Annotated in this window: 20 protein-coding genes; 10 read left to right on the forward strand and 10 right to left on the reverse strand. The window is 58.3% G+C overall.

Going from position 1 to position 24,309, the window contains the following annotated elements:
* Position 1: 1 nt before the first annotated feature.
* The 5 genes from ACR3E4_RS18245 to ACR3E4_RS18265 form a co-directional block, all read right to left on the reverse strand.
* Positions 2-1,147, reverse strand: a complete 1,146-nt coding sequence (locus ACR3E4_RS18245; RefSeq protein ID WP_480567131.1) for an iron-containing alcohol dehydrogenase — start codon at positions 1,145-1,147, stop codon at positions 2-4.
* Positions 1,144-2,526 (reverse strand): aldehyde dehydrogenase family protein, encoded by a 1,383-nt coding sequence (locus ACR3E4_RS18250; RefSeq protein ID WP_480536655.1) that lies wholly within the window; start codon positions 2,524-2,526, stop codon positions 1,144-1,146. Before ACR3E4_RS18250 ends, ACR3E4_RS18245 begins: the two co-directional genes overlap by 4 nt.
* 117 nt (positions 2,527-2,643) lie before the next feature.
* Positions 2,644-3,921, reverse strand: coding sequence for a glutamine synthetase family protein (locus ACR3E4_RS18255; RefSeq protein ID WP_480567265.1), 1,278 nt, complete (start codon positions 3,919-3,921; stop codon positions 2,644-2,646).
* Positions 3,922-4,001: 80 nt separating this feature from the next.
* The gene (locus ACR3E4_RS18260) at positions 4,002-4,751 is read right to left on the reverse strand and encodes an N-formylglutamate amidohydrolase (RefSeq protein ID WP_480536649.1); all 750 of its coding nucleotides are present in this window, start codon (positions 4,749-4,751) and stop codon (positions 4,002-4,004) included.
* Between the two features lie 106 nt (positions 4,752-4,857).
* Entirely contained in the window at positions 4,858-5,661 is an 804-nt protein-coding gene (locus tag ACR3E4_RS18265; protein ID WP_480536650.1) for an inositol monophosphatase family protein, read from the reverse strand.
* 372 nt (positions 5,662-6,033) lie between these two features.
* Here ACR3E4_RS18265 and ACR3E4_RS18270 point away from each other — a divergent pair, with 372 nt between their 5' ends.
* On the forward strand, positions 6,034-7,563 hold the full coding sequence (locus ACR3E4_RS18270; protein WP_480536652.1) for a sulfatase-like hydrolase/transferase: 1,530 nt from the start codon (positions 6,034-6,036) through the stop codon (positions 7,561-7,563).
* A gap of 440 nt (positions 7,564-8,003) precedes the next feature.
* Positions 8,004-8,761 (forward strand): IS5 family transposase gene (locus ACR3E4_RS18275; RefSeq protein WP_480536684.1). Its coding sequence is split into 2 segments (ribosomal slippage): positions 8,004-8,328 and positions 8,328-8,761, totalling 759 coding nucleotides; the frame shifts between segments, so codons are not numbered across the junction.
* A 310-nt stretch (positions 8,762-9,071) separates the two neighbouring features.
* On the opposite strand, the gene ACR3E4_RS18280 is transcribed toward ACR3E4_RS18275, so the two are convergent.
* From ACR3E4_RS18280 to ACR3E4_RS18300, 5 genes are read right to left on the reverse strand one after another with little or no spacing between them, the layout of a single operon-like run.
* The gene (locus ACR3E4_RS18280) at positions 9,072-10,760 is read right to left on the reverse strand and encodes an ABC transporter ATP-binding protein (protein ID WP_480536103.1); all 1,689 of its coding nucleotides are present in this window, start codon (positions 10,758-10,760) and stop codon (positions 9,072-9,074) included.
* Positions 10,757-11,671: an ABC transporter permease gene (locus tag ACR3E4_RS18285; protein ID WP_480536104.1), complete on the reverse strand. Its 915-nt coding sequence runs from the start codon at positions 11,669-11,671 to the stop codon at positions 10,757-10,759. The genes ACR3E4_RS18280 and ACR3E4_RS18285 overlap by 4 nt, the downstream gene beginning before the upstream one ends.
* Positions 11,668-12,636, reverse strand: a complete 969-nt coding sequence (locus ACR3E4_RS18290) for an ABC transporter permease (RefSeq protein ID WP_480536105.1) — start codon at positions 12,634-12,636, stop codon at positions 11,668-11,670. The genes ACR3E4_RS18285 and ACR3E4_RS18290 overlap by 4 nt, the downstream gene beginning before the upstream one ends.
* On the reverse strand, positions 12,637-14,190 hold the full coding sequence (locus tag ACR3E4_RS18295; protein WP_480536107.1) for an ABC transporter substrate-binding protein: 1,554 nt from the start codon (positions 14,188-14,190) through the stop codon (positions 12,637-12,639).
* Between the two features lie 56 nt (positions 14,191-14,246).
* Positions 14,247-15,821 carry an ABC transporter substrate-binding protein gene (locus tag ACR3E4_RS18300; protein ID WP_480536108.1) on the reverse strand — a complete coding sequence of 525 codons (1,575 nt, stop codon included), beginning with the start codon at positions 15,819-15,821 and terminating at the stop codon, positions 14,247-14,249.
* Positions 15,822-16,611: 790 nt separating this feature from the next.
* Between ACR3E4_RS18300 and ACR3E4_RS18305 the strand changes: the two genes are divergently transcribed.
* The 8 genes from ACR3E4_RS18305 (at position 16,612) to ACR3E4_RS18340 (ending at position 24,173) form a co-directional block, all read left to right on the forward strand.
* Positions 16,612-18,351 carry an ABC transporter substrate-binding protein gene (locus tag ACR3E4_RS18305; protein ID WP_480536109.1) on the forward strand — a complete coding sequence of 580 codons (1,740 nt, stop codon included), beginning with the start codon at positions 16,612-16,614 and terminating at the stop codon, positions 18,349-18,351.
* A gap of 82 nt (positions 18,352-18,433) precedes the next feature.
* Entirely contained in the window at positions 18,434-19,483 is a 1,050-nt protein-coding gene (locus ACR3E4_RS18310) for an ABC transporter ATP-binding protein (RefSeq protein WP_480536111.1), read from the forward strand.
* Between the two features lies 1 nt (position 19,484).
* Positions 19,485-20,561: an ABC transporter ATP-binding protein gene (locus tag ACR3E4_RS18315; RefSeq protein ID WP_480536112.1), complete on the forward strand. Its 1,077-nt coding sequence runs from the start codon at positions 19,485-19,487 to the stop codon at positions 20,559-20,561.
* Complete coding sequence (locus ACR3E4_RS18320; RefSeq protein ID WP_209595792.1) at positions 20,558-21,421, forward strand: carbohydrate ABC transporter permease; 864 nt, start codon at positions 20,558-20,560, stop codon at positions 21,419-21,421. The genes ACR3E4_RS18315 and ACR3E4_RS18320 overlap by 4 nt, the downstream gene beginning before the upstream one ends.
* Positions 21,418-22,215, forward strand: a complete 798-nt coding sequence (locus ACR3E4_RS18325) for a carbohydrate ABC transporter permease (protein WP_480536114.1) — start codon at positions 21,418-21,420, stop codon at positions 22,213-22,215. Before ACR3E4_RS18320 ends, ACR3E4_RS18325 begins: the two co-directional genes overlap by 4 nt.
* Positions 22,216-22,223: 8 nt before the next feature.
* Complete coding sequence (locus tag ACR3E4_RS18330) at positions 22,224-22,628, forward strand: DUF2160 domain-containing protein (RefSeq protein ID WP_480536116.1); 405 nt, start codon at positions 22,224-22,226, stop codon at positions 22,626-22,628.
* Between the two features lie 65 nt (positions 22,629-22,693).
* The gene (locus tag ACR3E4_RS18335; RefSeq protein ID WP_480536117.1) at positions 22,694-23,089 is read left to right on the forward strand and encodes a BlaI/MecI/CopY family transcriptional regulator; all 396 of its coding nucleotides are present in this window, start codon (positions 22,694-22,696) and stop codon (positions 23,087-23,089) included.
* Positions 23,076-24,173, forward strand: coding sequence for a M56 family metallopeptidase (locus tag ACR3E4_RS18340; protein WP_480536119.1), 1,098 nt, complete (start codon positions 23,076-23,078; stop codon positions 24,171-24,173). The genes ACR3E4_RS18335 and ACR3E4_RS18340 overlap by 14 nt, the downstream gene beginning before the upstream one ends.
* Positions 24,174-24,309 lie beyond the last annotated feature (136 nt).

The following is a 24,309-nucleotide window of genomic DNA, read 5'->3' on the forward strand; positions in this document are numbered from 1 at the left end:
CTCAAAATGCCGCTTTGAACAGCGCGGTGAGGTTGTCTTCGGTCAGCGTGATCGGGTTACCGCCGCATGAGGGGTCGATGATTGCGCCTTTGACCAGTTCGGGGACCCGTGCTTCGGTGACGCCCAGCTCGGAGAGTTTGCGCGGAATGCCCAGGCTGTCGTTGAGGTTCCGCACAAAGGCGCGGAAGCCGTCAAAGCCGCCTTCGATACCCAGATAGGCCGCCGCCTGCTGGAACCGGTCCGCGATGGCGGGGGCGTTGAACTCCAGCACCGCGGGCATGCAGACCGCGTTGGTGGTGCCGTGATGGGTGTCGAACACCGCACCGATCGGATGGCTCATGGCGTGGATCGCGCCCAGGCCCTTCTGGAAGGCGGTGGCGCCCATCGCCGCCGCGCTCATCATCTGGGCGCGGGCCTCGATATCGGTGCCGTCGGCATAGGCGCGCGGCAGATACTCCTTGACCAGCCGCATCCCTTCCAGCGCGATGCCCTGAGACATCGGGTGGTAATGCGGGCTGCTGAACGCCTCGACACAGTGTGCAAAGGCATCAAGGCCTGTACCTGCGGTGATGAACTTTGGCATCCCCACCGTCATTTCCGGGTCGCAGATCACCACGGTCGGCAGCACCTTGGGGTGGAAGATGATCTTCTTGGCATGGGTCTCGGAATTGGTGATGACGCTGGCGCGGCCCACTTCCGATCCGGTCCCGGCAGTGGTTGGCACCGCGATGATCGGCGCGATCACATCGGCATCGGCACGGGTCCACCAATCGCCGATATCCTCAAAATCCCAGACCGGGCGCGTCTGACCGGCCATGAAGGCCACCATCTTGCCCAGATCCAGCCCCGAGCCGCCACCGAAGGCAATCACCCCGTCATGGCCACCTGCGTTATAGGCCGCGACCCCGGCGTCGAGGTTCTTCTCATTCGGGTTCGGATCAACATCGCTGAACAGACCCCGGCCCAGACCGGCGGCCTCCATGATATCCAGCGTCGCAATGGTGATCGGCAGATCCGCCAGCCCCTTGTCGGTGACCAGCAGAGGGCGCTTCATCCCAGCGGCGGCACAGGCCTCGGGCAGTTCTTTGATCCGGCCAGCGCCGAACTTGATTGCGGTCGGATAAGACCAGTTTCCAACAAGGCTCATGAGGTCACCTTCTTCAGATGGTAGGATTTGGGACGGGTCAGGTTGTGATAGCCGATGACGGACAATCCCCCGCCCCGCCCGGTATTCTTGCAGCCGGTCCAGCACAGGCCCGGGTCCAGATAATCGGCCCGGTTCATGAAGACCGTCCCGGTTTCGATCCGGTCGCCGACGCGCGCGGCGCGCTCCACATCGCTTGTCCACAGGCTGGCGGTCAGGCCAAATTCGCTGTCATTCATCAACGCGATGGCCTCGTCGTCGGACGACACTTTCATGATGCCCACAACCGGCCCAAAGCTTTCATCCCGCATCACCCGCATGTCGTGGGTGACATTGGTCAGGATCTGCGGCGTCAGGTATGCGCCGCCATCGTCTTCGGCGAAGGTGTCGATATGCGCCACCGCGCCCGCCGCCACGGCCTCGGCAATCTGCGCCCGCACCTCATTGGCAAAGCGCACATTGGCCATCGGACCCAGCGTCGTCTCAGTGTCCAGCGGATTGCCCAGCTTATAGCCCTTCACGATCTCCACCGCCTTGGCGGCAAAATCGTCATAGAGGCTCTCATGCACATAAATCCGTTCGATCCCACAGCAGCACTGGCCCGCGTTGAACATCGCCCCGTCGATCAGCGTCTCAACGGCGGCACCCAGATCGGCGTCCTCCATGACATAGCCCGGATCCTTGCCGCCCAGCTCGGTGCCAACGCCGGTGAAGGTGCCTGCCGCCGCGCGTTCCATCGCCTGACCGCCACCGACCGAGCCGGTGAAGTTCACAAAATCAAACGCCTTGCCCGCGATCAGATCATTGGTCACGTCATGGCTCAGGAACACGTTCTGGAACACATCCTCGGGCACACCCGCCGCATGGAAGGCCCGCGCCATCCGCTCGCCCACCAGCAGGGTCTGCGTGGCATGTTTCAGGACCACCGTATTGCCCGCGATCAGCGCCGGGGCAACCGTGTTGATCGCCGTCATGTAAGGATAGTTCCAGGGCGCCACCACAAACACCACCCCATGCGGAATGCGCTTGATATAGCGTTTGAACGTCTCATCCTCACCCACGGCAATATCGGCCAGCGCCGTCTCGGCAATCTGCGCCATATGGCCGGCACGCTCGTTGAAGCCGCCAAACTCACCGCCATAGCGTACGGGACGCCCCATCATATGCGCCAGTTCCGGCACGATCTCATCATTCATCGCGCCAACTGCCGCGACACCCGCCATCACCAGATCGATACGCTCCTGCAACGGCCGCGCCGCCCAGCCCGCCTGTGCGGCCCGCGCCCGACCCGCAACCTCAAACGCTGCCTCTCGCGACAGCACCTCACGTTCCGCAAAAACCGATCCATCAATCGGCGAGACACATTGCAACATCTGCCCCATAGTCACTCCATTTCGAAAGAAAGCAGGATCCCTGCTTCATCTGGCCATAAATATCCCGGGGGCCGCCGTTGGTTCGAGCGCCGATGGCGGCGGGCAGAGCCCCTCGCCCCCTCCACCTCAAGCCCGCTCAAACCCGCGGGCAATTTCCCAATCGGTCACCACCCGCTCGAATTCCTCGATCTCGACCTCCGCCGCGCGCGCATAGTGATCGACCACCTCATCCCCCATCGCCGCCCGCAACATGGCCGAGCCATGCAGAGCATCCCGCGCCGCGCGCAAATTGCCCGGGATCATGCCACTTTCACCCTGATATACGTCGCCTTTGGTGGGCGCTTGCAGCTCCAACCCCTCTTCGATGCCCGCAATCCCGGCGGCCAGCATCCCGGCCATCGCCAGATAAGGGTTCATGTCCGAGCCGGGTATGCGGCATTCGACCCGCACCGCCCTGGTGCCATCCCCACACAGGCGGAACCCGGCGGTGCGGTTGTCCACCGACCAGATGATCCGCGTTGGCGCAAAGGTGCCCTTCATGAACCGCTTGTAGCTGTTGATGTAAGGCGCCATGAAGTACGTATAATCACCGGCGTATTTCAACAGCCCGGCCATATAGCTTTTCATCAGCGCCGACATGCCCAACTCATCACCCGCATCATAAAAAGCCGGCTGGCCATCCGCCCACAGCGACTGATGCACATGGGACGAACTGCCCACCTTCTCATGATGCCATTTCGGCAAAAACGTCGCGGCATGGCCGTGCTGCCAGGCGATCTCCTTCACCGCGTTCTTGGCGATCGAGTGATACTCGGCCGTCTCCATCGCAGGCGCATATTTGATGTTCAGCTCTTCCTGCCCGGTCTCGGCCTCGCCCTTCGTATTCTCCACCGGGATGCCCGCATTCCACAGATGGTTGCGGATCGGGCGCATCACATGCTCTTCCTTGGTGGTCTGCAGGATGTGGTAATCCTCATTATACCCCGAAATCGGCTCCAGATCGCGAAACCCCTCCTTGCGGATCGCATCAAAGCTTTTCTCGAACAGGAAGAATTCCAGCTCGGTGGCGCACATCGCCTCATAACCCATGGCTTTCAGCCGGTTCACCTGCCGCTTCAGGATCGAGCGCGGCGCGTGCGGCACCTCTTCATGCGTGTGGTGATCCAGCACATCGCACATCACCATCACCGTGCCCTCAAGCCACGGCACCGGGCGCAGAGTGCTCAGGTCCGGCTTCATCACATAATCGCCATAGCCCCGCTCCCAACTCGTGGCCGCATAACCATCCGGCGTGCCCATCTCAAGATCCGTCGCCAGAAGATAGTTGCAACAATGCGTCTCCTCCCACGCACCCGCCACAAAATGACCCGCGTGAAACCGCTTCCCCATCAAACGGCCCTGCATGTCAACAAAACAAACCAAAACCGTGTCAACCGCGCCAGCTGAAACCTGCGCCTGAAGATGCTCGAATGTAAGTGTCGCGCTCACGATGCGTCCTCCCTGATCGTGATATCGTTCAGCGCCGGTTCAAGCAGCGCCAGAATGTCTTGTGCCATGGCGGCAACCTGCTGTTCGTCGCTCAGCAGATCATTGCGCACCTCGATCATCACATTGGCCAATCCCCGGCTTAGCGCGTGCAGTCGAAGTGAATGGGTGACACCGTCCGCCGGGCCGTAGGGCTGGTTGCGTTCGGTGCGACGGTGCGGAATTCGATCCGCGTAATCCAGCATTGCATCGACCAACCGGCTGTCCTCATCATGAAGCAACCCAAGCTCCACCGCGCGCGGCTGGCCATAATAGACCGGCGTGAAGGAATGAACAGTCACCACCACCGTGTCCGGTCCACGCCCATCCAGAACCTGCGCGACGGCGCTACAGAACGGCAGATAGACCGCCCGGGTCCGCGCGTCGCGTTGCAGTTGATCAAGGCCCACATTTCCCGGGACCTCGATCAATTCAGATCTGTCGGGCATCGCGCTTGCCGCCTCGGGCGGGCGATTGCAGTCATAAACCAGTCGCGAAACAGTCGAAACCACGACCGGTGCATCGAGCGCTGAAGACAGCGCCTGTGTCAGCGCCAATGCGCCAGGGTCCCAGGCGACATGACTGACACGATCCGAGTCGGACAATCCCAATCCATCAAACTCGGACGGTATGTGGTTACTTGCGTGTTCGCAGAGCAGAACGACGCGCCCTTTGCCCGTTTCGTTCAGGATTTCAACTGATCCGGTCAAACTTTGACCTCCACATCAACATCCAACGCACTCCGCGCCATTTCTTTGATCAGACACATCTCTGGTCATTGCCCTTAGCGACACAGAAATGGGCCATCGCATCCCTTTATCCGTTTACAAGTTCAAGAAGCTCGGTGAGCAACGCGGGCGTCGCGGCTGATATCACCCGCCCGTCTGAGTTCAGATCCAGTGCCTTGCCCTGCCAGTCGGTCATGATCCCACCAGCAGCTTCAACAACCGCTGTTACAGGCAAGTAGTCATAGGGCTGCAGATCATAGTCGATCACCGCATCCACGTGACCCATCGCAAGCAACGCATGGGGATAGCAGTCATAAGCAAACCTCCGGGTTTGCCCAGCGTTCATCAGCCGGTCAAACAGCGCCGGGTGATCTCGATAAATCTTATCACCCTCGTTGACGAAAAGAACCGCATCGCTCAGTTGACGTGTCGCGCTGACAGCGACGGGCACACCGTTCAACGCAGCCCGCTGACCCTTTATGCCGATCAGAACTTCGTTCAGAGCCGGCATACCGATGACACCCAGCTGCGGCACCCCGTCGGTCAGATACCCCAACAGGAAACCAAACAACGGATGCCCCGACAGGAACGAGCGGGTTCCGTCAATGGGGTCCACGATCCAGACATTCTGCCGATCCTGCCCGTCGAAACCCTGTTCTTCGCCAAAGATACCGTCGTTGGGGAAGTTCTCGGCCAGATATTGGCGCACAACGGCCTCGACGCCTTTATCCGCTTGCGTGACGGGGCTTTCATCGGACTTGAACTCTATCCCCAGCCGTCCGCGGAAATAACCGCGCGCAGCCTGAGCGGCGATACGTGCAATTTCTGCCGCATGGGCTGCGATGTCTGCCGTCTTTTTGGATGTTTCAACGGCGTTACGTGGGGTCGGCATTCAGTTCTTCCTTCATCGCAGTACCCGTGGCGACAGGTCGAGGCGCGGCTCTGAAACAGCTAAACCAGATGTGTAACAGATCATCATTGCACACGGGTTTTCCGACTGTATCGTCACTCTGAGCATCTAAGTTGCGCAGCATGTTTGAAGCATCTACCTCATAAATTCCACACAACACGTCAACAATAACCCACAAAAACCAACCATCACAACGTAAATGCTCCGCTTTTTGTTGATTGTTGCGTTCTTTTGTGGATTTTAGGCGACGGATATCGCAAGCATGCGGCAAAGCGGACCCATCCACAGCGCATTTTGGGCAGGAATACACGCACGGGACCCGAGATACGGTCCGGCGATCAGGAGCAACGGGAAATGACAGTCAAACGCAACGTCCTGTTTATCATCACCGACCAGATGCGAGCGGATTGCTTGTTCGGGGCGCTGGCAGATCATGTGGATCTGCCCCATATGCGCGCGCTGATGGAAGACAGCGTTTCTTTCACCCGGCATTTTTCGGTCACCAACCCGTGCGGACCTTCGCGTGCCTCGTTGCTGACCGGGCAATACGCGATGAACCACCGATCGGTGCGAAACGGCACGCCCTTGCGACACGATACGCCGTCCATCGCCAGCGAAATGCGCAAGGCCGGGTATTTACCGATGCTGTTTGGATATACGGACACATCGCAAGACCCACGCATCTTTGATGCAAACGACCCCGCGCTCAAGTCCTACGAATTCCATATGGCCGGATTTCAGGAAATGCTCGAAATGCGGATGGAGATGTCGTTTCCCTGGCGGTCGCATCTGAAGAACCGCGGGTATAAGTTCGATGACTATTTCGATGTGTTCAAACCCGTCGCATACGACGGCGGCCAGCCTGCGCTGAACGATCCCGCTATGTATGCGGCTGAAGACAGCGACACGGCCTTTCTGACAGACCGGTTTCTGGACACCATGCCCGCCTACGCGGATGATGACCGGGGCTGGTTTGCCCATCTGACCTATCTGCGCCCACATCCACCGCTGGTCGCCCCGGCACCCTATAACCGGATGTATGACCCCGCCGAATTGCCGCTGCCATCGCGCCTTGCAACACCCGTGGCCGAGGACGCCTTGCACCCGTTTTTCGCCCCGGCGCGCGCCAACACCACGGTTGCCGGATTTGTAGAAGGCTTCCCTGATCTCGAACCGACGGACGAGGTGGTGCAGACGTTGCGCGCCATCTATCTGGGGCTGGCAACCGAAGTGGATCATCACATCGGCCGCGTTGTGTCTTTTCTGAAAGCGTCAGGCCAATATGACAACACATTGCTGGTGATCACCGCCGATCATGGCGAAATGCTGGGGGATCGGCATAGCTGGGGCAAAATGTCGGTTTACGACGCTGCCTATCACACGCCACTGATAATGCGCATGCCCGGCGGCGCGCGCGGCAAGCGCGTCGATGCGCCGACGGAATCGATCGATATCGTGCCGACCATTCTCGACTGGGTCGGTCAGGACATCCCGGATTCCATGAACGGGCATTCGCTGATGCCTTTTGTACAGGACGAAAACCCAAATCCACCCAAAGATTGGCGTCACTATTCATTCTCGGAACTGGATTTCGCCGACCCTCTTAGCCCAACCCGCTGGCAACGGGATCTTGAAACAGGACTAGAGGACAGTTGCCTGAGCATTCTGCGCGACAATCGATTCACTCTGGTCGAATTCGCAGCCGACTTGCCGCCCTTGTTGTTCGACAGCGCAGGACGAGGAGAGCAAGAGAATCTGGCGGAACATCCTGAACACGCAGCTACTTTGGCGCGCATGACACGCGACATGCTACGTCACCGGATGCGAAAAATGGACAAGACGCTCTCAAACTGGATGGTTACCCCGGACGGGCCACGCCGCTAAAAAACGAGGCCACCGCCTTTGCCTGATATCAGCGCCAACGAAACATCTAAGGTCGATTTGATTCAAGAGAGCTTCTGGCACAATGTACCCGCCAAGACGTGGGAATGAGATGGGTCGAAGCGTCAATCATTTGATCCACGGATTTAAATGCAGTGCATTGCGGCGACGTATAACTGCAACAGCCAGCAGGTTGTTCTTTCCCCAAGTATGCAGATTTATACGCCATGTACCTATGTCCGCGATAGGCCGTGCAGCATCGTGATTTCTGAGATCCCCAGGATCAAAAGCTTGTTTCATAGTTCAGAGAATGAAATCTGACGCGTTCAGATCGAGGTTGCCCTGAAAGGTCACTTCGGAAACGAAGTCGGTTCGTCTAGGGTCAGGATGCATTGATTTCCCGAGCGCTGCGTGATTCACGGCTCCGAAAACAGAGCGGTGACATGAGCAATCTTTTCTGGCTGACCGACGCACAGATGGCGCGTCTGAAACCCTACTTTCCAAAGTCGCACGGTAAGCCAAGGGTCGACGACAGGCGGATTCTGAGCGGGATAATTTTCATCAACCGCAATGGGTTAAGGTGGCGCGACGCTCCTGAAGCCTATGGCCCACACAAGACGCTTTATAGCCGTTGGAAGCGCTGGAGCGAAAAGGGCATATTCGCGCGGATGATGGTGGGGCTAGCTGCCGAGCACGGCGAACAGAAGACAGTCATGATCGACGCGACCTACCTGAAGGCACATCGAACAGCGACCAGCATGGCCGCTAAAAAGGGGGGCGCGGTCGCCTGATTGGCCGGACCAAAGGTGGTATGAACACCAAGCTTCACGCCATTTGCTACAGCCAGGGACGACCGCTCGACCTCTTCATCACCGCCGGACAGGTCAGTGACTATATCGGCGCACGGGCATTGCTGGGCGGTTTGCCAAAGGTCGAATGGCTGCTCGGAGACCGAGGCTACGACGCCGACTGGTTCAGAGATGCGTTGAAAGACAAAGGGATACGCGCCTGCATCCCTGGACGAAAACAGCGCAAGAAGACCGTGAAATACGACAAGCGCCGATACAAACGGCGCAACCGCATTGAGATCATGTTCGGCAGGCTCAAAGACTGGAGACGCGTGGCAACCCGCTACGACAGGTGTCCCAAGGTCTTCCTCTCGGCCATCGCGCTCGCAGCCGTCGTCATCTACTGGTTATGAATCCTGACCCTAGTTCGTCGATATCAATTTGGTACCGCACCCTAAAATCTTTTTCGCTCAATCCACCTATGCCGTTCGGTTCATTTAACGAGGTGAAAGCAATGCTCAAAGACTGTTTTTCAGTCGGCCCAACTTACCTCGGGGAGAAAAAGAAGCGCCTGCTGAAAATAGTCACGCTCGCACCTAGCTAATGCGCTGGAGCGAAAAGGCAGGAGAATGGGTGCTTTTGCTGAAGGCACGCATACTGGCCCTAACGTTGGATACTGCCCTCTCAGGTGCAGTCTTTCTGGCGGGACCGGAGCCTATCCGATCACGCCAATTGCTTGAGCCTTGGCATCAAATCCAGAAGCTCTCTGGTGTATGGATGCTGCGGGTCTGCGAACAACGCGTCCGTTTTCTGAACCTCGACCAGCTTGCCCTGCCGCATGACGCCCACGCGATCGCACATCTGCCGCACCACCGGCAGGTCGTGGCTGATGAACAGCATTGTCAGGCCCAGGTGATCCTGCAGGTCCTTCAGGATGTTCAGAATCTGCGCCTGAATCGAGACATCCAGCGCGCTTGTCGGCTCATCACAGATCAGGAACCGGGGCTGCGTGGCCAACGCACGGGCGATGCAGATCCGTTGTCGCTGCCCGCCCGAGAATTCGTGCGGGTATTTGCGCCAGGCATCCTTGGCCAACCCGACCCAGTCCAGCAACTCGCGCACGCGCGGCTCGATGACAGGCTTGGGCAGGATTTTGTGATGATGGATCGGCTCAGCAACAAGGTCCCCGACCCTCATACGAGGGTTGAGGCTGGAGAACGGGTCCTGAAAGATCATCTGAATCTGGCGGCGATAGGCTTGCAGGTCATCCATGCCCATTGCCGTCACATCCTGCCCGTCAAATATCACGCGGCCACCGTCCACCGGATAAAGCGTGCCGATCATCCGCGCGACGGTGGATTTTCCCGACCCGCTTTCGCCGACAAGGCCAAACACCTCGCCATCGCGGATGTCGAAGCTGACCTGATCGACGGCGGTGAAATACTGTCGCTGCGAGGGCAGCAGACCGCCTTTTTCCAGAAAGGTCTTGGTGATGTTTTCGACCTCAAGCAGCTTGCCGGATTTGGAAAGATCGGTTTTGTCCCAATGCGCCGCGAGATCGTCGATCTTGAAGGTTCTTTCCCGCTCGCCATAGCTGACGACCGGAAAGCGTTCGACCCGTGTGTGTGGGCGCGGCACGGCGGCGATCAGGGATTTGGTGTAATCATGCGTGGGCGCGCCGAGGATTTGATCGGTGGTGCCGCTTTCGACCACATGGCCGGAATACATGACGGTCACGGTATCGGTGGTGTCGGCAATGACGCCCATATCGTGCGTCACGAGGATCACGCCGACCTGCCGTTCCTTGGCCAGTTCCTTGATCAGATCCAGTACCTGCGCCTGCACCGATACGTCCAAAGCCGTGGTAGGTTCGTCCGCAATCAGTACGCTGGGTTCGGTACACAAGGCCAGCGCTATCACCACCCGCTGACGCATCCCGCCGGAAAACTGATGGGGATACTGATTGAATCGCTCTGCCGGGTTGGGGATCGACACACGGTCCAGCAGGGCGATGGCGCGCTTCTTCGCCTCGGACGCCGACAGGCCAAGGTGCAGCTGGATCGTCTCGACCAGTTGCTCACCCACGGTGAACAGCGGGTTCAGCGAAGTCAGCGGGTCCTGAAAGATCATCCCGATCTCTTTGCCCCGAATCCTGCGCTTGTCTTCAGCATCAAGCACGTCAATTCGGCGGCCGTTCAGCCAGACTTCGCCTTCCGAGACATGGGCCGGAGGGTCCAGCAGGCCAATCACCGCGTTGCCGGTCATGGATTTGCCAGCACCGCTTTCCCCCACGACCCCACGGATTTCACCGGGGAGGAGGTCATAGGTCACATGCTCCACCGGCTTGAAAATGCCGTGACGCGTGGGAATCTCCACCGTCAGGTTGCGGATCGAAAGAACGGGGTTGGTCATTTCAGCCTCGGGTTCAGAACATCGCGCAGCCAGTCGCCCAGCAGGTTTACACTCAGCGCCAGTGCCAGCAGGGTGCAGGCGGGGAAGAACAGAATCCACCACTCGCCTGAGAACAGGAACCCCTGCCCGATACGGATCAGCGTGCCCAGCGACGGTTGCGTGGGCGGTGCCCCAACGCCCAGAAAGCTGAGCGTCGCCTCAGCGATGATCGCCAGCGCCAATGAGATGGTGGCAATTACCAATACCGGCGACAGCACGTTGGGCAGGATATGGCGCAGCATGATCGTCAGCGGGCTTTGCCCGATGATGCGCGCGGCGGCGACATAGTCCTTGTTCTTCTCTACCAGCGTTGCGCCCCGAACGACGCGGGCGAACTGAACCCAGTCAGACAGACCAATGGCCAGGATCAGCACCCAGATTGCCATCTGATCGCGATATTCCACCGGGGTCACGCCCTTGGCGATACCAAAGATCAGCATGGCCAGCAGGATCGACGGGAAGGTCAGTTGCACATCTGCCGTGCGCATGATGATGGTTTCGGTCCAACCACCGAAATACCCCGACAGCAGGCCCAGAATGATGCCCAGCACCATTGCAAACAGAACCGCAGACACGCCCACAAACAGCGAGATCCGCATTCCGTACAAAATGGTCGAGAACACGTCGCGTCCCTGATCGTCGGTGCCCATCAAAAAGCTTTCGCCGGTGAAGGCGTTTGGTGCCATCGGCGGGGTGAACCCGTTCATCAGGTTCAGGCTGGCCGGGTCGAACGGGTTCGTTGGCGCAATCAGTGGGGCAAGGATGGTGGCGAGGATGAGAACCAACGCCACCGTTGCCGACACCATGGCCACGGGTGAGCGGCGGAAGGCATAGAACTGATCGCTATCCAGAATGGTTTGCAGACGGCTCATGCGCTGACCCTCAGGCGCGGGTCGATGAACGCGTAAAGAATGTCGACCGCTAGGTTGATGGTGACGAAGATGACCGAGATCATCATCAGGTAGGCTGCCATGACAGGGATATCCACGAACTGGATTGCGTTGATGAACAGAAGGCCAAGGCCGGGCCATTGAAACACCGTTTCGGTGATGATGGCGAAGGCAATGATGGCCCCCAGTTGCAGACCGATTATGGTGATAACAGGCACCATCGTGTTCTTTAGCGCATGACGGAAATTGATGGTCCGGTCGCTCAGGCCGCGGGCGCGGGCAAAGCGGATATAATCCTGCCGCAACACCTCGAGCATTTCAGAGCGTACCAGCCGCATGATCAGGGTCATCTGATACAGGCCCAGCGTGATCGACGGCAGGATCAGCGCCTTGAGACCGCTCGCGGTCAGGAACCCGGTGTTCCACCAGCCAAGATCAACGACCTCGCCCCGTCCGAAGCTGGGCAGCCAGCCCAGTTCGACCGAAAAGACGTAAATCAGCAGAATGCCGATCAGAAAAGTGGGAAGCGATACCCCGATCAATGAGGCCGACATGATGAAATTCGCCGCGAACCCGTCTCGTCGGATCGCGGTAAAGACGCCCAGCGCGATGCCCAATATGATGGCGAATGTCGCCGATACCATCGCCAGTTCCAGCGTAGCCGGAGCGCGCTCGGCCAAAATCTCGGCGACCGGGCGCCCCTGGCGGAAGCTGACACCGAAATTGCCCTGCACCGCCTCTTGCAGGAATTTCACATATTGCACCGGAAATGGCTGATCCAGGCCCAACTGGGTGCGCAGGCGTTCCACGTCTTCCATGGTGCGCTCCTGCCCCAACATGTTGTCGATGGGATCGCCGACAAAGCGGAACATGGAAAAGGCGACAAGGCCCACGACGAACAGAACCAGCGCCGACTGGGCCACCCGCCTGATGATGTATGACAGCATTTAGTTGACCGTAACCCACCGCAGAAGGAAGAAATTGTCGGGCCGCTGAGTCAGCTCGATATTGCTGCGCGCGCCCCAAACCAACGGCTGCACATAAAGCGGCACATAGGCCACCTCGTCCTGCAGAAGGCCGGCGACCTCGTCCAGCATCGCCTGACGCTTGGTCTCGTCAATCTCGGACTGGATCATCGGCAGCAGTTCATCCACACGCGCGTTGGAATAGCCACCAAAGTTCCACGAGCCCAGCTTCTTTTCCTCGTTCGGGGTCGCGGCCAGAAAGCGCACGGGATGTTCGGCGTCAAAGGTGCCGGGCGACCAGCCCAGCAGATACATGTCGAAATTGTCGGCCCGCAGTTCCGGCCAGTAGTTCTGCACCGGCATCGCGTCGAGCGTCACATTCAGCCCGGCCTGCGTCAGCATGGCGGTAATCGCCTGACACACGGATTCGTCGTTCAGATACCGATTGTTGGAGCATTTGAAACTGACCTCGGCCCCCTCTGCCCCGGCCTCGGCCAGCAGCGCCTTCGCACCCTCGGGGTCATAGCCATAGGGGTCTGCATTCACGGCTGAGAACCCGCGCATTGCGGGGCTGACAAGCTGGCTCGCCACTTCGGCATTGCCGCGCATGATGGTTTGCAGAATGGCCGGTACGTTGACCGCCTTGGCCACAGCCTCGCGGGTACGGGGATCAAGAAACAGATCAGAACTGCCCTGCCCGGCCTCGCTTGCGCCTTCCTGCTGATCGAAACCCAACATGATCACACGCGCTTCGATCCCCTGAATAACCTTCACATCCGGGTTGCCCTGCAGGCGGGCGACGTCCTGAATGGGGACCGGGTTGATGAAATCCACATCGCCTGAAAGCAGCGCCGCCAAAGCGGTCGCCGGGTTCTGGATCGGCACCAGTTCGGCGCGGGTCAGGTTGTGTTCGACATCGCCCCACCATGCATCAAAGGGTTCCAGCACCGTGCGCAGGCCCGGTTCGCGCGCGGAGACGCGGAACGCGCCTGTGCCGTTGGCGTTCAGGGTCGCATAGTTGCCGGCCTCTTTGTCGGGCAGAGCGGCGTCGTTTGCCTCGGCCCAACCGCTGTCCATGATCATCCAGTTGGCGATGCTGTCCGGAAAGATCGGGTTCGGCGCAGTGGTCATCACATCGACGGTAAAGTCGTCAACCTTCACCACCTCGCTGACCGGAGCGAACCAGCTGCGGGTATCCGAACTTTCATCCGAGGCGCGCTGATACGAAAAGATAACGTCATCAGCGTTGAATTCGGACCCGTCATGAAATGTCACCCCTTCGCGCAGCTTGAATCTCCAGCCCGCGCCGCCATCGATGGTTTCCCAACTGGTGGCCAGAGCGGGTTCGATGGTCATATCCTTGCCGCGACGAACAAGCCCTTCGTAGACGTTGTTCAGAAAACCCAGAACAGGGGCTGAGTTAACCGCATGAGGGTCCATCGTTTGCGGGTCGGTTGTGACGGCAAACGTGAACTCTTCGGCTGCGACAGGTAAGGCAAGCGCGCCCAACAGCGCGGCAGTGGTCAGACGTTTCATGATAGCTCCCACTTTTTTGGTGGCAGGCCCCGTATTCCGGGGCCCGGCCACTCAGCTTAGTTCAGACCGAAGTGCTTCACCATGGGCTGATCTTCGGGATCAACCTCGATGGCCAGGTTTTCAGCCATACCCCAGTTCAGCACCTGGTGGTGGATCGGGATGTACAACTGTTCGTCCTGCACCACACGCCAGATCTCGGCGATGTCCTGATTGCGGGCATCCAGATCGGTGTTCGAGGCCAGCGATTTGATCTTGGCGTCCAGATCGTCATTGTCGAAGCCAGTGCCATTCCAGGTGCCGATGTCGCTTTCACGGCCATGGACAAGGAAGTTGAAGATGTACTCCGAGTCGTATGTCGGAACACCCCAGCCCAGCATGTAGAAATCGGTCTTGCCATCCGTGATCAGCGGGAAATGCTGCGCTTTGGGTTTGGCGTCCAGGTTTACGGTAATGCCAATCTGACCCAGCATCCCGACGGCGGCCTGACAGATGCCTTCGTCGTTGATGTAGCGGTCATTGGGGCAGTCCAACCGTATCGAGAAACCGTCAGGATAGCCCGCTTCGGCCAGCAGCGCCTTTGCGCCTTCAACATCCGTGCTGCTTTCACCGTCCATCTCAGCCGTCCAGCCGTTCACAAAGGGTGGTGCGATCATCCCGGCAGGCTGTGATTGACCGCGCATGACCACCTGCTGAATCGCATCGCGGTTGATCGCCTTGGACATGGCCTGACGCACACGCACATCGGCCAGAGGATTCTTGCCATCCACATTGTCGGCTTCGATATCATCCCCGCCCTGGTTCATCCCGAAGAAGATTACCCGGTTCTGAGGCGCCTGTTTGACAACCAGCCCGTCCGCGGCATTGACCCGCTCAAGATCCTGTACCGGCATGTCCTGAAGAAAGTTCACTTCACCCGACAACATCGCCGCAACGCGCGTCGCGTTGTTCTGGATGGGGGTATAGATGATTTCGCTGATCGCCATGGGGAACTGATCGCGACCCCAATAGTCCTCATTCCGCTCCATAACCGTTTTTACATCAGGCTCGCGGCTGACCAGTTTGTAGGCACCTGTGCCATTCACATTGGTGGTCGCAAAAGTGATCTCGCCACCTTCAAAGTCCTGAACGTCGACTGTGTTGTTTGCCTCGGTCCAGCCCTTGTCCATGATGAACAGGTCCGTCAGGTTCGCCGGAAGGATCGGGTTTGGGCCGTCGGTCACAATCTCGACCGTGTGGTCATCGACCGCGCGCACCTCGACGATCGAATTGATCAGCTCTTTCATGTCCGAGTTCGGCTGCTTGGCGCGATTGATGCTGAACACCACGTCTTCGGCGGTGAAATCCGCGCCATCGTGGAACTTCACACCCTGGCGAAGGTTGAACACCCAGACATTCGGGTCATCGGCGCTGGGTGCCCAATCGGTGGCGAGCGCAGCTTCGAATGCACCGGTCGTGTCACGAATAATCAACGGCTCATACATCTGATGGCGCACGGTATGCGTGGGCCCTTCGTTTTGCGAGTGTGGGTCGAGCGTCAGCGCGTCACCGGCACGGGCCCAGCGCAGAGTCTCGGCCTGTGCTAGCGTTGTTGACGACATCAGCAACGCCAGCGCGAGCAATGATTTGTTCATTATTTTCTCCCTTTTTTGCAGTCGGTTAACTGCATTGAATCCGCGATACGATGTCGCAAATTTCTGTGAACGTTATGGTTGGGGATAGCATACCAACTGCGTGGGCATGTCAATCGGTTGGATTACCAAACGTTGTGGGAAGCAGGTTTTTTGGGGGAGTGCAGCCCGACAGACGTAGCGAAAGACTGGTCTATATGAATTCAGTGGAAGAGCACAGCATTGCAAGTAGCGACTGGAATTTGGTACAAGTGCCGTTCTGCTCAGGCTTAGTGTGAATGCTGCACGGCACGACACCACCAACAAGCAGATTGAAGTCCACATCGGAGCAAATCCGCCGTGATATTGCCCTGCCTGAAAGTAGGAGCGCATTGATTTATGTAGCCCCGGAGCCGCACAAACCGTCCGCTGTACGAATCTCTGCACATCGAGAAACAGATTCTCAGTGCGGACATGAATAATCAGCCCGTTTGGACTTCGGCCTCCCGGAGAATGAGCATCAGTATTTTGAACAGAAGCAGAGTTTAACTTACCGGTTTCGAAGATCGTATGCGGCTGCAATTGGTGGACAAGCACTGTTCAAACTCACAATGCGCTACAAGTATCGGGGATGAGATTTTGTTATGAAACATGCAGCCCACACCACAGATCATCTTAACGTTTTTATATCAATATGTTACATTAATAATTTCCGTATTACTAAAAATTTAGTTTGACAGCCACGCAGAAAATCGCTGATGCTGCCTGCCATCCGGTTTCAACCGGAGAACCATAATTTTTTGGGAGGAAAGAGATGCGGAGACATCTACTTTCCGCAGTGGCGGCTGCTGCCGTCATTGCGGGGCACGGTCCCGTTTGGGCCGACGAAGCCGCAGCACAACGTTGGATCGACGACGAATTCCAGCCATCGACCCTGTCGAAAGACGAACAGATGTCGGAAATGCAGTGGTTCATCGAAGCTGCACAGCCTTATGCTGGCATGGAAATCAACGTCCTGTCCGAAGGCATCCCGACCCACTCGTACGAATCCGAGGTTCTGACCAAGGCGTTCGAGGAAATCACCGGCATCAAGGTCAATCACCAGATCCTTGGTGAAGGTGAAGTGGTACAGGCTGTTCAGACGCAAATGCAGACGGGCCGGAACCTGTATGACGGCTATGTCAACGACAGCGACCTGATCGGCACGCATTCGCGACTGCAACTGGCCTATCCGCTGACCGATATGATGGCGGGCGACTGGGCAGCGACAACCTCGCCCACGCTGGATCTGGATGACTTCATGGGCATTCAGTTCACCACCGGTCCCGACGGCAAGCTGTATCAGCTGCCCGATCAGCAGTTCGCCAACCTCTACTGGTTCCGCAAGGACTGGTTTGATGACGAGGCCAACAAGGCCGCGTTCAAGGAAAAATACGGCTATGATCTGGGCGTTCCGGTCAACTGGTCGGCCTACGAGGACATCGCTGAATTCTTCACCAATGACGTGAAAGAAGTCGACGGTGTGGCGATCTATGGCCACATGGACTACGGCAAGCGCGCACCTGACCTGGGCTGGCGCATGACCGACGCCTGGCTGTCGATGGCCGGTGCGGGCGACAAGGGTGAGCCGAACGGTGTGCCCGTCGACGAATGGGGCATCCGTATGGAAGCGGGCACCTGTAACCCTGTTGGGGCGTCCGTCTCGCGCGGTGGTGCTGCGAACGGTCCAGCTGCGGTTTATGCGATCCGTAAATGGGATGAGTGGCTGCGCAACTACGCGCCTCCGGGTGCGGCGTCTTATGACTTCTACCAGTCGCTGCCCGCGCTTAGCCAGGGCAACGTGGCTCAGCAGATCTTCTGGTACACCGCCTTTACCGCCGACATGGTGAAGCCGAAGTCCGAAGGCAACAACACAGTGGACGACGAGGGCACGCCGCTGTGGCGGATGGCGCCCAGCCCGCACGGCCCCTATTGGGAAGAAGGCCAGAAGGTTGGTTATCAGGACGTGGGGTCCTGGACTTTCCTGAAGTCGACCCCAGCGGATCGTGCACAGGCGGCGTGGCTCTATGCCCAGTTCGTGACGTCCAAAACTGTCGACGTGAAGAAATCCCATGTGGGTCTGACCTTCACCCGTGACAGCTCGGTCAACCACGAGTCGTTCACCGAACGCGCACCCAAGCTGGGTGGTCTGGTCGAGTTCTACCGCTCGCCTGACCGTGTGGCATGGTCGCCGACCGGCATCAACGTGCCGGACTATCCGAAGCTGGCCCAGATCTGGTGGCAGCAGATCGGTGACGTGAACTCGGGCGCGTTTACTCCGCAAGAGGCGATGGACCGTCTGGCCGAAGAGATGGACATCACCATGGCCCGTATGCAGGCTGCGGATGAAAGCGCCGGTATCTACGGTGGCTGTGGTCCCCGCCTGAACGAGCCGCAGGACGCGTCCTTCTGGCTGGAGAAAGAGGGTTCGCCGAAAGCCAAGCTCGAGAACGAAAAGCCGCAAGGCCAGACCGTCAACTATGACGAGCTGGTTCAGCGCTGGCAGTCTCAGTAAGCGTTTTGAAACCGGGGATGCCGCATCAGGCATCCCCACCCCAAGACCAGTGCCGCGCACTGAAGGACCGGAACCCACGGACATGATCGAACTCAAAGACGCGACCAAACGGGTCGGCAACGTCATCCATATCAAACCCACCAACCTGACGCTGCAAACGGGCCATTTCAACGTGCTTTTGGGCGCGACGGGTTCGGGCAAGACCTCTCTGATCAAGATGATGGCCGGGCTGGACCCGATCGCCTCGGGTAGGGTTCTGATGGATGGTCAGGACGTCACACGGCTGAACACGCAAAAACGGCAGATCAGCCTGGTGCACCAGTTCTTCGTGAACTACCCCCATATGACCGTATTCGACAACATTGCCTCGCCGCTGCGCGTGGCTGGCATGGCCCAAAGCGAGATCGAAGGCCGCGTGGAAGAGGCCGCCGACCTGCTGCAACTGCGCCCGATGTTGCACCGCCGTCCGCACGAGCTGTCGGGCGGCCAACAACAACGCACCGCGCTGGCGCGTGCCATTGCCAAGGAAAGCCGCGCGGTGTTTCTGGACGAACCGCTGGCGAACCTCGACTACAAGCTGCGCGAAGAGCTGCGCGAGCAATTGCCCGACCTGTTCGCGGGTCGCGGCGCCGTGGTGGTCTATGCCACCTCGGAGCCCGAAGAGGCGCTGCTGCTTGGGGGCTATACTGCGCTGATGGAGAACGGGCGTGTAACTCAATTTGGCCCGACTGCAGACATTTACCGCAACCCCGAAAACATCGCCGCCGCGCGCGTGTTCTCGGATCCGCCGATCAATGTGGCCCGTATCACTGTTTCTAACGCTCAGGCACAATTGGAGGGTGGAGGCGGCTGGTCGGTCGCAGATATCGCGGATGGAGAATACATGGTCGCCGTGCGCCCGCACCGGGTGACGCCGTTCCGCACTTCGGATGCGGATGTGGAACTGACGGGCCGCGTGGTCGTGACCGAGCTGTCCGGCTCGGATTCCAGCGCGCATTTCCGGCACGGATCGGATGACTGGGTATCTCTGGCCGCTGGAGTCCATCCCTATCAGGTGGGCGAGGATCACAGCTTCTATATGAACCCGGCCCATTGCCGGTATTTCGGCCAAGACGGCCAAAGGGTGGCCTGACATGGCACAGATCAAGCTTTCCAACCTGCGACACAGCTACATGCCCGCGCCGAAAGGCCCAGAGGATTATGCGCTGAAAGAAATTGATGTGACCTGGCGTGACGGCGGGGCATATGCCCTGCTCGGGCCGTCAGGCTGCGGCAAGTCCACGCTGCTGAACATCATATCCGGCCTTCTTACCCCCTCGGAAGGTCGGATCCTATTTGATGACCGGGACGTAACCGCGCTGCCGCCTGATCAGCGCAACATCGCGCAGGTGTTCCAGTTCCCGGTGATCTATGACACGATGACCGTTGGCGAAAATCTGGCGTTTCCCCTGAAAAACCGGGGCGTCGACCCCGCAACGATCAAGCGCCGTGTCGATGAGATTGCCGAGATGTTGGACGTCACGGACATGCTGAACACCCGCGCCAGCGGCCTCAGCCCGGACAACAAGCAGAAGATCTCGATGGGGCGCGGTCTGGTCCGCGACGATGTGAACGCGGTGATGTTCGATGAGCCGCTGACCGTGATCGACCCGCACCTGAAGTGGAAGCTGCGTTCGAAGCTGAAAGAGCTGCATCAACGTGTCAAAGCCACGATGATCTACGTCACCCACGACCAGACCGAGGCGCTGACCTTTGCCGATGAGGTCGTGGTGATGCAGGAAGGCGAAGTGGTGCAGATCGGTACGCCGGTGGAACTGTTCGAGCGCCCTCAGCACACTTTTGTTGGCCATTTCATCGGATCGCCCGGCATGAATGTCCTGCCCTGCGACGCCAAAGGCGACCGTGCCATATTCGAAGGGCACGAGGTCATGCTGGAGGGCCCGACCCATGGCGACGGGGGCCGCACTGATCTGGGTATCCGCCCCGAATATGTCGGCTTTGGCGATACGGGTATTCCGGCCCATGTGACCAAAGTATCGGATATCGGTCGCCACTATGTGGTCAGCGCCATGGTCGGCAATACGCCCCTCAAAGCAGTGACCGAACACGAAGTACCCGAACCCGGTTCACAGGTCTTTCTACAATTCAAACCCGAACAATCGCGCGTCTACCGTGACGGCTGGATCGCAACTGAGGAGCGGGCGCAATGAGAACGGAAAACCAAAAGGCATGGTTCTTTGTCCTGCCGGTTCTGGCGCTGGTCGCGTTCAACGCGCTGGTGCCGATGATGACGGTGGTCAACTACTCGGTTCAGGAAACCTTCGGCAATAACCAGTTCTTCTGGGAGGGGCTGGGCTGGTTCGAACAGATTCTGCGGTCGGACCGGTTTCAGGCCGCGCTGGGACGGCAGTTCCTGTTCACTTTCCTGATCTTGCTGATCGAGGTGCCCTTGGGCATCATCGTGGCCCTTTCCATGCCGCGCAAAGGCTTCTGGGTGCCGGTCTGTCTGGTGCTGATGGCGCTGCCGATGCTGATCCCGTGGAACGTGGTCGGGTCGATGTGGAACATCTTTACCCTGCCAAAAATTGGCCTGCTGGGCTATTTCCTGAATGACGTTCTGGGCATCAACTATGACATGACGCAACAGCCGTTGTCGGCCTGGATCACGGTCATCGTCATGGATGTCTGGCACTGGACGTCACTGGTTGTGCTGCTGTGCTATGCGGGCCTCGTGTCGATCCCTGACGCCTACTATCAGGCGGCCAAGATCGATGGCGCCAGCCCATGGTCGGTGTTCCGCTATATCCAGTTGCCGAAGATGAAAACCGTCCTGACCATCGCCGTTCTGCTGCGCTTCATGGACAGTTTTAACATCTATACCGAGCCCTTCGTTCTGACCGGTGGCGGCCCCGGCAACTCGACCACTCTGCTGTCGATCGACCTTGTGAAGATCGCGCTGGGGCAGTTCGACCTTGGCCCTGCGGCCGCGATGAGCCTGATCTATTTCGCCATCACGCTGCTGGTTTCATGGCTCTTCTACACACTGATGACAAAGGACGACGCAGAATGAAAAAGCGGTCCCTTATCCCGATCCTCTATATCGCGTTCCTGATGCTGCCGATCTATTGGCTGGTGGCAATGTCCTTCAAGACCACGAACGAGATCCTGTCGGGCTTTTCCCTGTTCCCCCAGACCTTCACGCTTGAGAACTACATCACCATCTTCACCGACCCGACGTGGTACTGGGGGTATATCAACTCGATCACCTATGTGACGCTGAACACGGTCCTTTCGGTCAGCGTGGCCCTGCCTGCCGCTTATGCCTTCTCGCGCTATCGGTTCTTGGGTGACAAGCAGTTGTTCTTCTGGCTGCTGACCAACCGCATGGCCCCGGCGGCGGTCTTTGCTTTGCCCTTCTTCCAGCTCTATTCGTCCATCGGCCTGTTCGATACCCATCTGGCGGTGGCGCTGGCGCATACGCTGTTCAACGTGCCGCTGGCGGTGTGGATTCTGGAAGGCTTCATGCGCGGCATCCCGAAGGAACTGGACGAAACGGCTTATGTCGACGGCTATTCCTTCACGCGCTTCTTCGTGACGATCTTCTTGCCCAACATCAAAGCAGGCGTCGGCGTCGCGGCTTTCTTCTGCTTCATGTTCTCATGGGTCGAAATGCTGCTGGCCAAGACGCTCACTGCGGTCGAGGCCAAACCCATCGCCGCCGTGATGACCCGCACCGCATCAAGCGCCGGATATGAACTGGGCCTGCTTGCCGCTGCCGGCACTCTGACCATTATCCCCGGGGCAATCGTCATCTGGTTTGTCCGCAACTACATCGCGCGTGGTTTCGCGATGGGACGTGTATGAGGTTCGATATGCGTAAACGTCTTTTCGCGCTTCTCTTCCTGCCCTCGACGGCCTTTGCACAAGCACAGGCCGGGTGGGGCAATGTTGGCCAACAGGAAGAAAAAGGGTTCTCGTGGACCGACCCCCTGTGGCCCGATTTCTGGATGGCATGGACCCCGGCAACGCTGGCGGTGTTTGTCGGCATCTTCTCGGCGATTGCGCTGATCGGCATTCTCGAGGGTTTCAAATACCGTGACGGAATCGAACGGAGGGGCGTATTGGGCCTGACCACAACGCTCGGCGACCGCTTGTTCATCACGCTTCTGGGATCAGCCTATATCTTTCTGGCCTGGCTTGGATTGGTGGGGCAGCCTGTTTGGATACCGCTTTTTCTGTCCATCGGCTGGGGCGTTTTTGTGTTCTGGAAAGTTTAGGCTTTGCGAAACGACGAAAGGATGCTTGTCTGACAGGCATACTAAGAATGGCGGCACAATACCCGATGCGTAAGAAGAAAACGACAAATCTGATGACCGAAGTTGAACTGGAGTTCATGAATGAGCTCTGGGCGCTTGGGCAAGGATCGGTGCGGGATGTACTGGATCGACTGCCATCGGAACGCAATCTGGCCTACACATCCGGCGCAACAATTCTACGCATTCTGGACGAGAAGGGATTTGTTGAAAGCCGCAAGGACGGCAAGACGCTGATCTACAAGCCGCTGCTAGAAAAAGACAGGTATCAGGCGCGGTCGCTGCAAAACCTGTCTCGGACTCTGTTCGATGACACCCCGGCAACGCTGGTCGCGCGTCTTGTCGATGACGCAGGGCTGAGTGAAGCCGATCTTGAGGAAATTCGGGCACTGGTAGAGAGGAGGCTGCAAAATGACGGCGGTTAAACCGGTTCTCGATGCATTTCTTGAATTCAATGTCGTGCTTGGATTGTCAGCACTGATCTGGCTTGCGGCCCGTGCCCTGTTCGCGCGGACGTCGATGCGATACGGCTTTGTGGAGCAACTCCGCTCGCTCAAAACGCTGTGTCTTTGTGTTGTGCTTAGTCCGGTTCTTGCGCTGGCAGTGGCAACAATCGCCAATCTGATCTGGCCAGGAGTTGCGGTTGCTTTGGGCGATATCGCCGTTGCCGCCTACCTGCGCGGGGACATCGCCATGCCAGCGGCAGAATTCGAAGCTCTGTTGAATAGCCGCGAGCGTTGGATCGATCACATGCTCTCCGGTGACAATGCCTTTGTGACCTGCATTTTGATTGCGCTGGCGTTGATCTCGGCAATGTTGGCAGCCAGGGTAATGCACGATGCCTGGTCTATCCGCAAAGTCGTCAGGTCCAGCTTCCTTTGGCGGCGCTCATCGCGTGTTGATATTCGCCTCTCCGACCGAACAACCGTTCCTTTCGCGGTGCGGGGTTTGCGTCGTCGGCATGTAGTTTTGCCCAGCCATCTGCTGAACACCCCTGCCGAACTTCGGTTCGCGCTGGCTCATGAGTTTCAGCATATCCGTGCCAGAGACGTGGAATGGGAGTTGGGCTTCGAACTCCTGCGGCCGGTACTGTTCTGGAATCCGGCCTATCTGGTATTGAAGCATCAATTTGACCGGCTTCGTGAATTGGCCTGCGACCAGTCCGTCGTTTCGCGCAAAGGGATCAACGCAAAAGACTATACCACGTGCCTGCTGGACTATTGCGCGCAATCCGTCGCCCTGAGTAATCCGCGCGTTCTTCACGTGGCCCTGGTGAACGGTCCCAACGCAAAGCAGATATTGCGGCAACGCGTCGTCGCGCTGACCGAGGCACCGATCACGACGGCACACATGACGGCGATTTTCTTTGGGCTGACTTTGACCTTGGCTATGGTCCTTGCCATCGGATCCGCATCAGTCCGCCAAACCCAGGATTGGAGCCATGATCGAATAATGCTTTCTACAGTGGTAAATCTTGAGCGGCTGGAAGCCAGAAATCAAAGCAACTGATCGCTGACATTGGGACTTGTCTCCTTTCATGTCGGGCTGATCAACCTAGTGGTATCCGCAATAGTGATAGACGCGCCAAATCGTTGCATGTCCATTCTTGGAAGTTGGGATAATAGTCGAAATTTCGCCGGATAGA

It is taken from the genome of Ruegeria sp. AP11 (assembly GCF_056535865.1).

What these genes read in the sequence shown, in the direction of transcription:
- ACR3E4_RS18295 (WP_480536107.1), bottom strand. Translation starts at nt 14,190, where the DNA reads ATGAAACGTCTGACCACTGCCGCGCTGTTGGGCGCGCTTGCCTTACCT.
- ACR3E4_RS18310 (WP_480536111.1), top strand. Translation starts at nt 18,434, where the DNA reads ATGATCGAACTCAAAGACGCGACCAAACGGGTCGGCAACGTCATCCAT.
- ACR3E4_RS18290 (WP_480536105.1), bottom strand. Translation starts at nt 12,636, where the DNA reads ATGCTGTCATACATCATCAGGCGGGTGGCCCAGTCGGCGCTGGTTCTG.
- ACR3E4_RS18280 (WP_480536103.1), bottom strand. Translation starts at nt 10,760, where the DNA reads ATGACCAACCCCGTTCTTTCGATCCGCAACCTGACGGTGGAGATTCCC.
- ACR3E4_RS18335 (WP_480536117.1), top strand. Translation starts at nt 22,694, where the DNA reads ATGCGTAAGAAGAAAACGACAAATCTGATGACCGAAGTTGAACTGGAG.
- ACR3E4_RS18250 (WP_480536655.1), bottom strand. Translation starts at nt 2,526, where the DNA reads ATGGGGCAGATGTTGCAATGTGTCTCGCCGATTGATGGATCGGTTTTT.
- ACR3E4_RS18245 (WP_480567131.1), bottom strand. Translation starts at nt 1,147, where the DNA reads ATGAGCCTTGTTGGAAACTGGTCTTATCCGACCGCAATCAAGTTCGGC.
- ACR3E4_RS18265 (WP_480536650.1), bottom strand. Translation starts at nt 5,661, where the DNA reads ATGCCGACCCCACGTAACGCCGTTGAAACATCCAAAAAGACGGCAGAC.
- ACR3E4_RS18325 (WP_480536114.1), top strand. Translation starts at nt 21,418, where the DNA reads ATGAAAAAGCGGTCCCTTATCCCGATCCTCTATATCGCGTTCCTGATG.
- ACR3E4_RS18340 (WP_480536119.1), top strand. Translation starts at nt 23,076, where the DNA reads ATGACGGCGGTTAAACCGGTTCTCGATGCATTTCTTGAATTCAATGTC.
- ACR3E4_RS18255 (WP_480567265.1), bottom strand. Translation starts at nt 3,921, where the DNA reads ATGCAGGGCCGTTTGATGGGGAAGCGGTTTCACGCGGGTCATTTTGTG.
- ACR3E4_RS18270 (WP_480536652.1), top strand. Translation starts at nt 6,034, where the DNA reads ATGACAGTCAAACGCAACGTCCTGTTTATCATCACCGACCAGATGCGA.
- ACR3E4_RS18330 (WP_480536116.1), top strand. Translation starts at nt 22,224, where the DNA reads ATGCGTAAACGTCTTTTCGCGCTTCTCTTCCTGCCCTCGACGGCCTTT.
- ACR3E4_RS18305 (WP_480536109.1), top strand. Translation starts at nt 16,612, where the DNA reads ATGCGGAGACATCTACTTTCCGCAGTGGCGGCTGCTGCCGTCATTGCG.
- ACR3E4_RS18300 (WP_480536108.1), bottom strand. Translation starts at nt 15,821, where the DNA reads ATGAACAAATCATTGCTCGCGCTGGCGTTGCTGATGTCGTCAACAACG.
- ACR3E4_RS18315 (WP_480536112.1), top strand. Translation starts at nt 19,485, where the DNA reads ATGGCACAGATCAAGCTTTCCAACCTGCGACACAGCTACATGCCCGCG.
- ACR3E4_RS18285 (WP_480536104.1), bottom strand. Translation starts at nt 11,671, where the DNA reads ATGAGCCGTCTGCAAACCATTCTGGATAGCGATCAGTTCTATGCCTTC.
- ACR3E4_RS18320 (WP_209595792.1), top strand. Translation starts at nt 20,558, where the DNA reads ATGAGAACGGAAAACCAAAAGGCATGGTTCTTTGTCCTGCCGGTTCTG.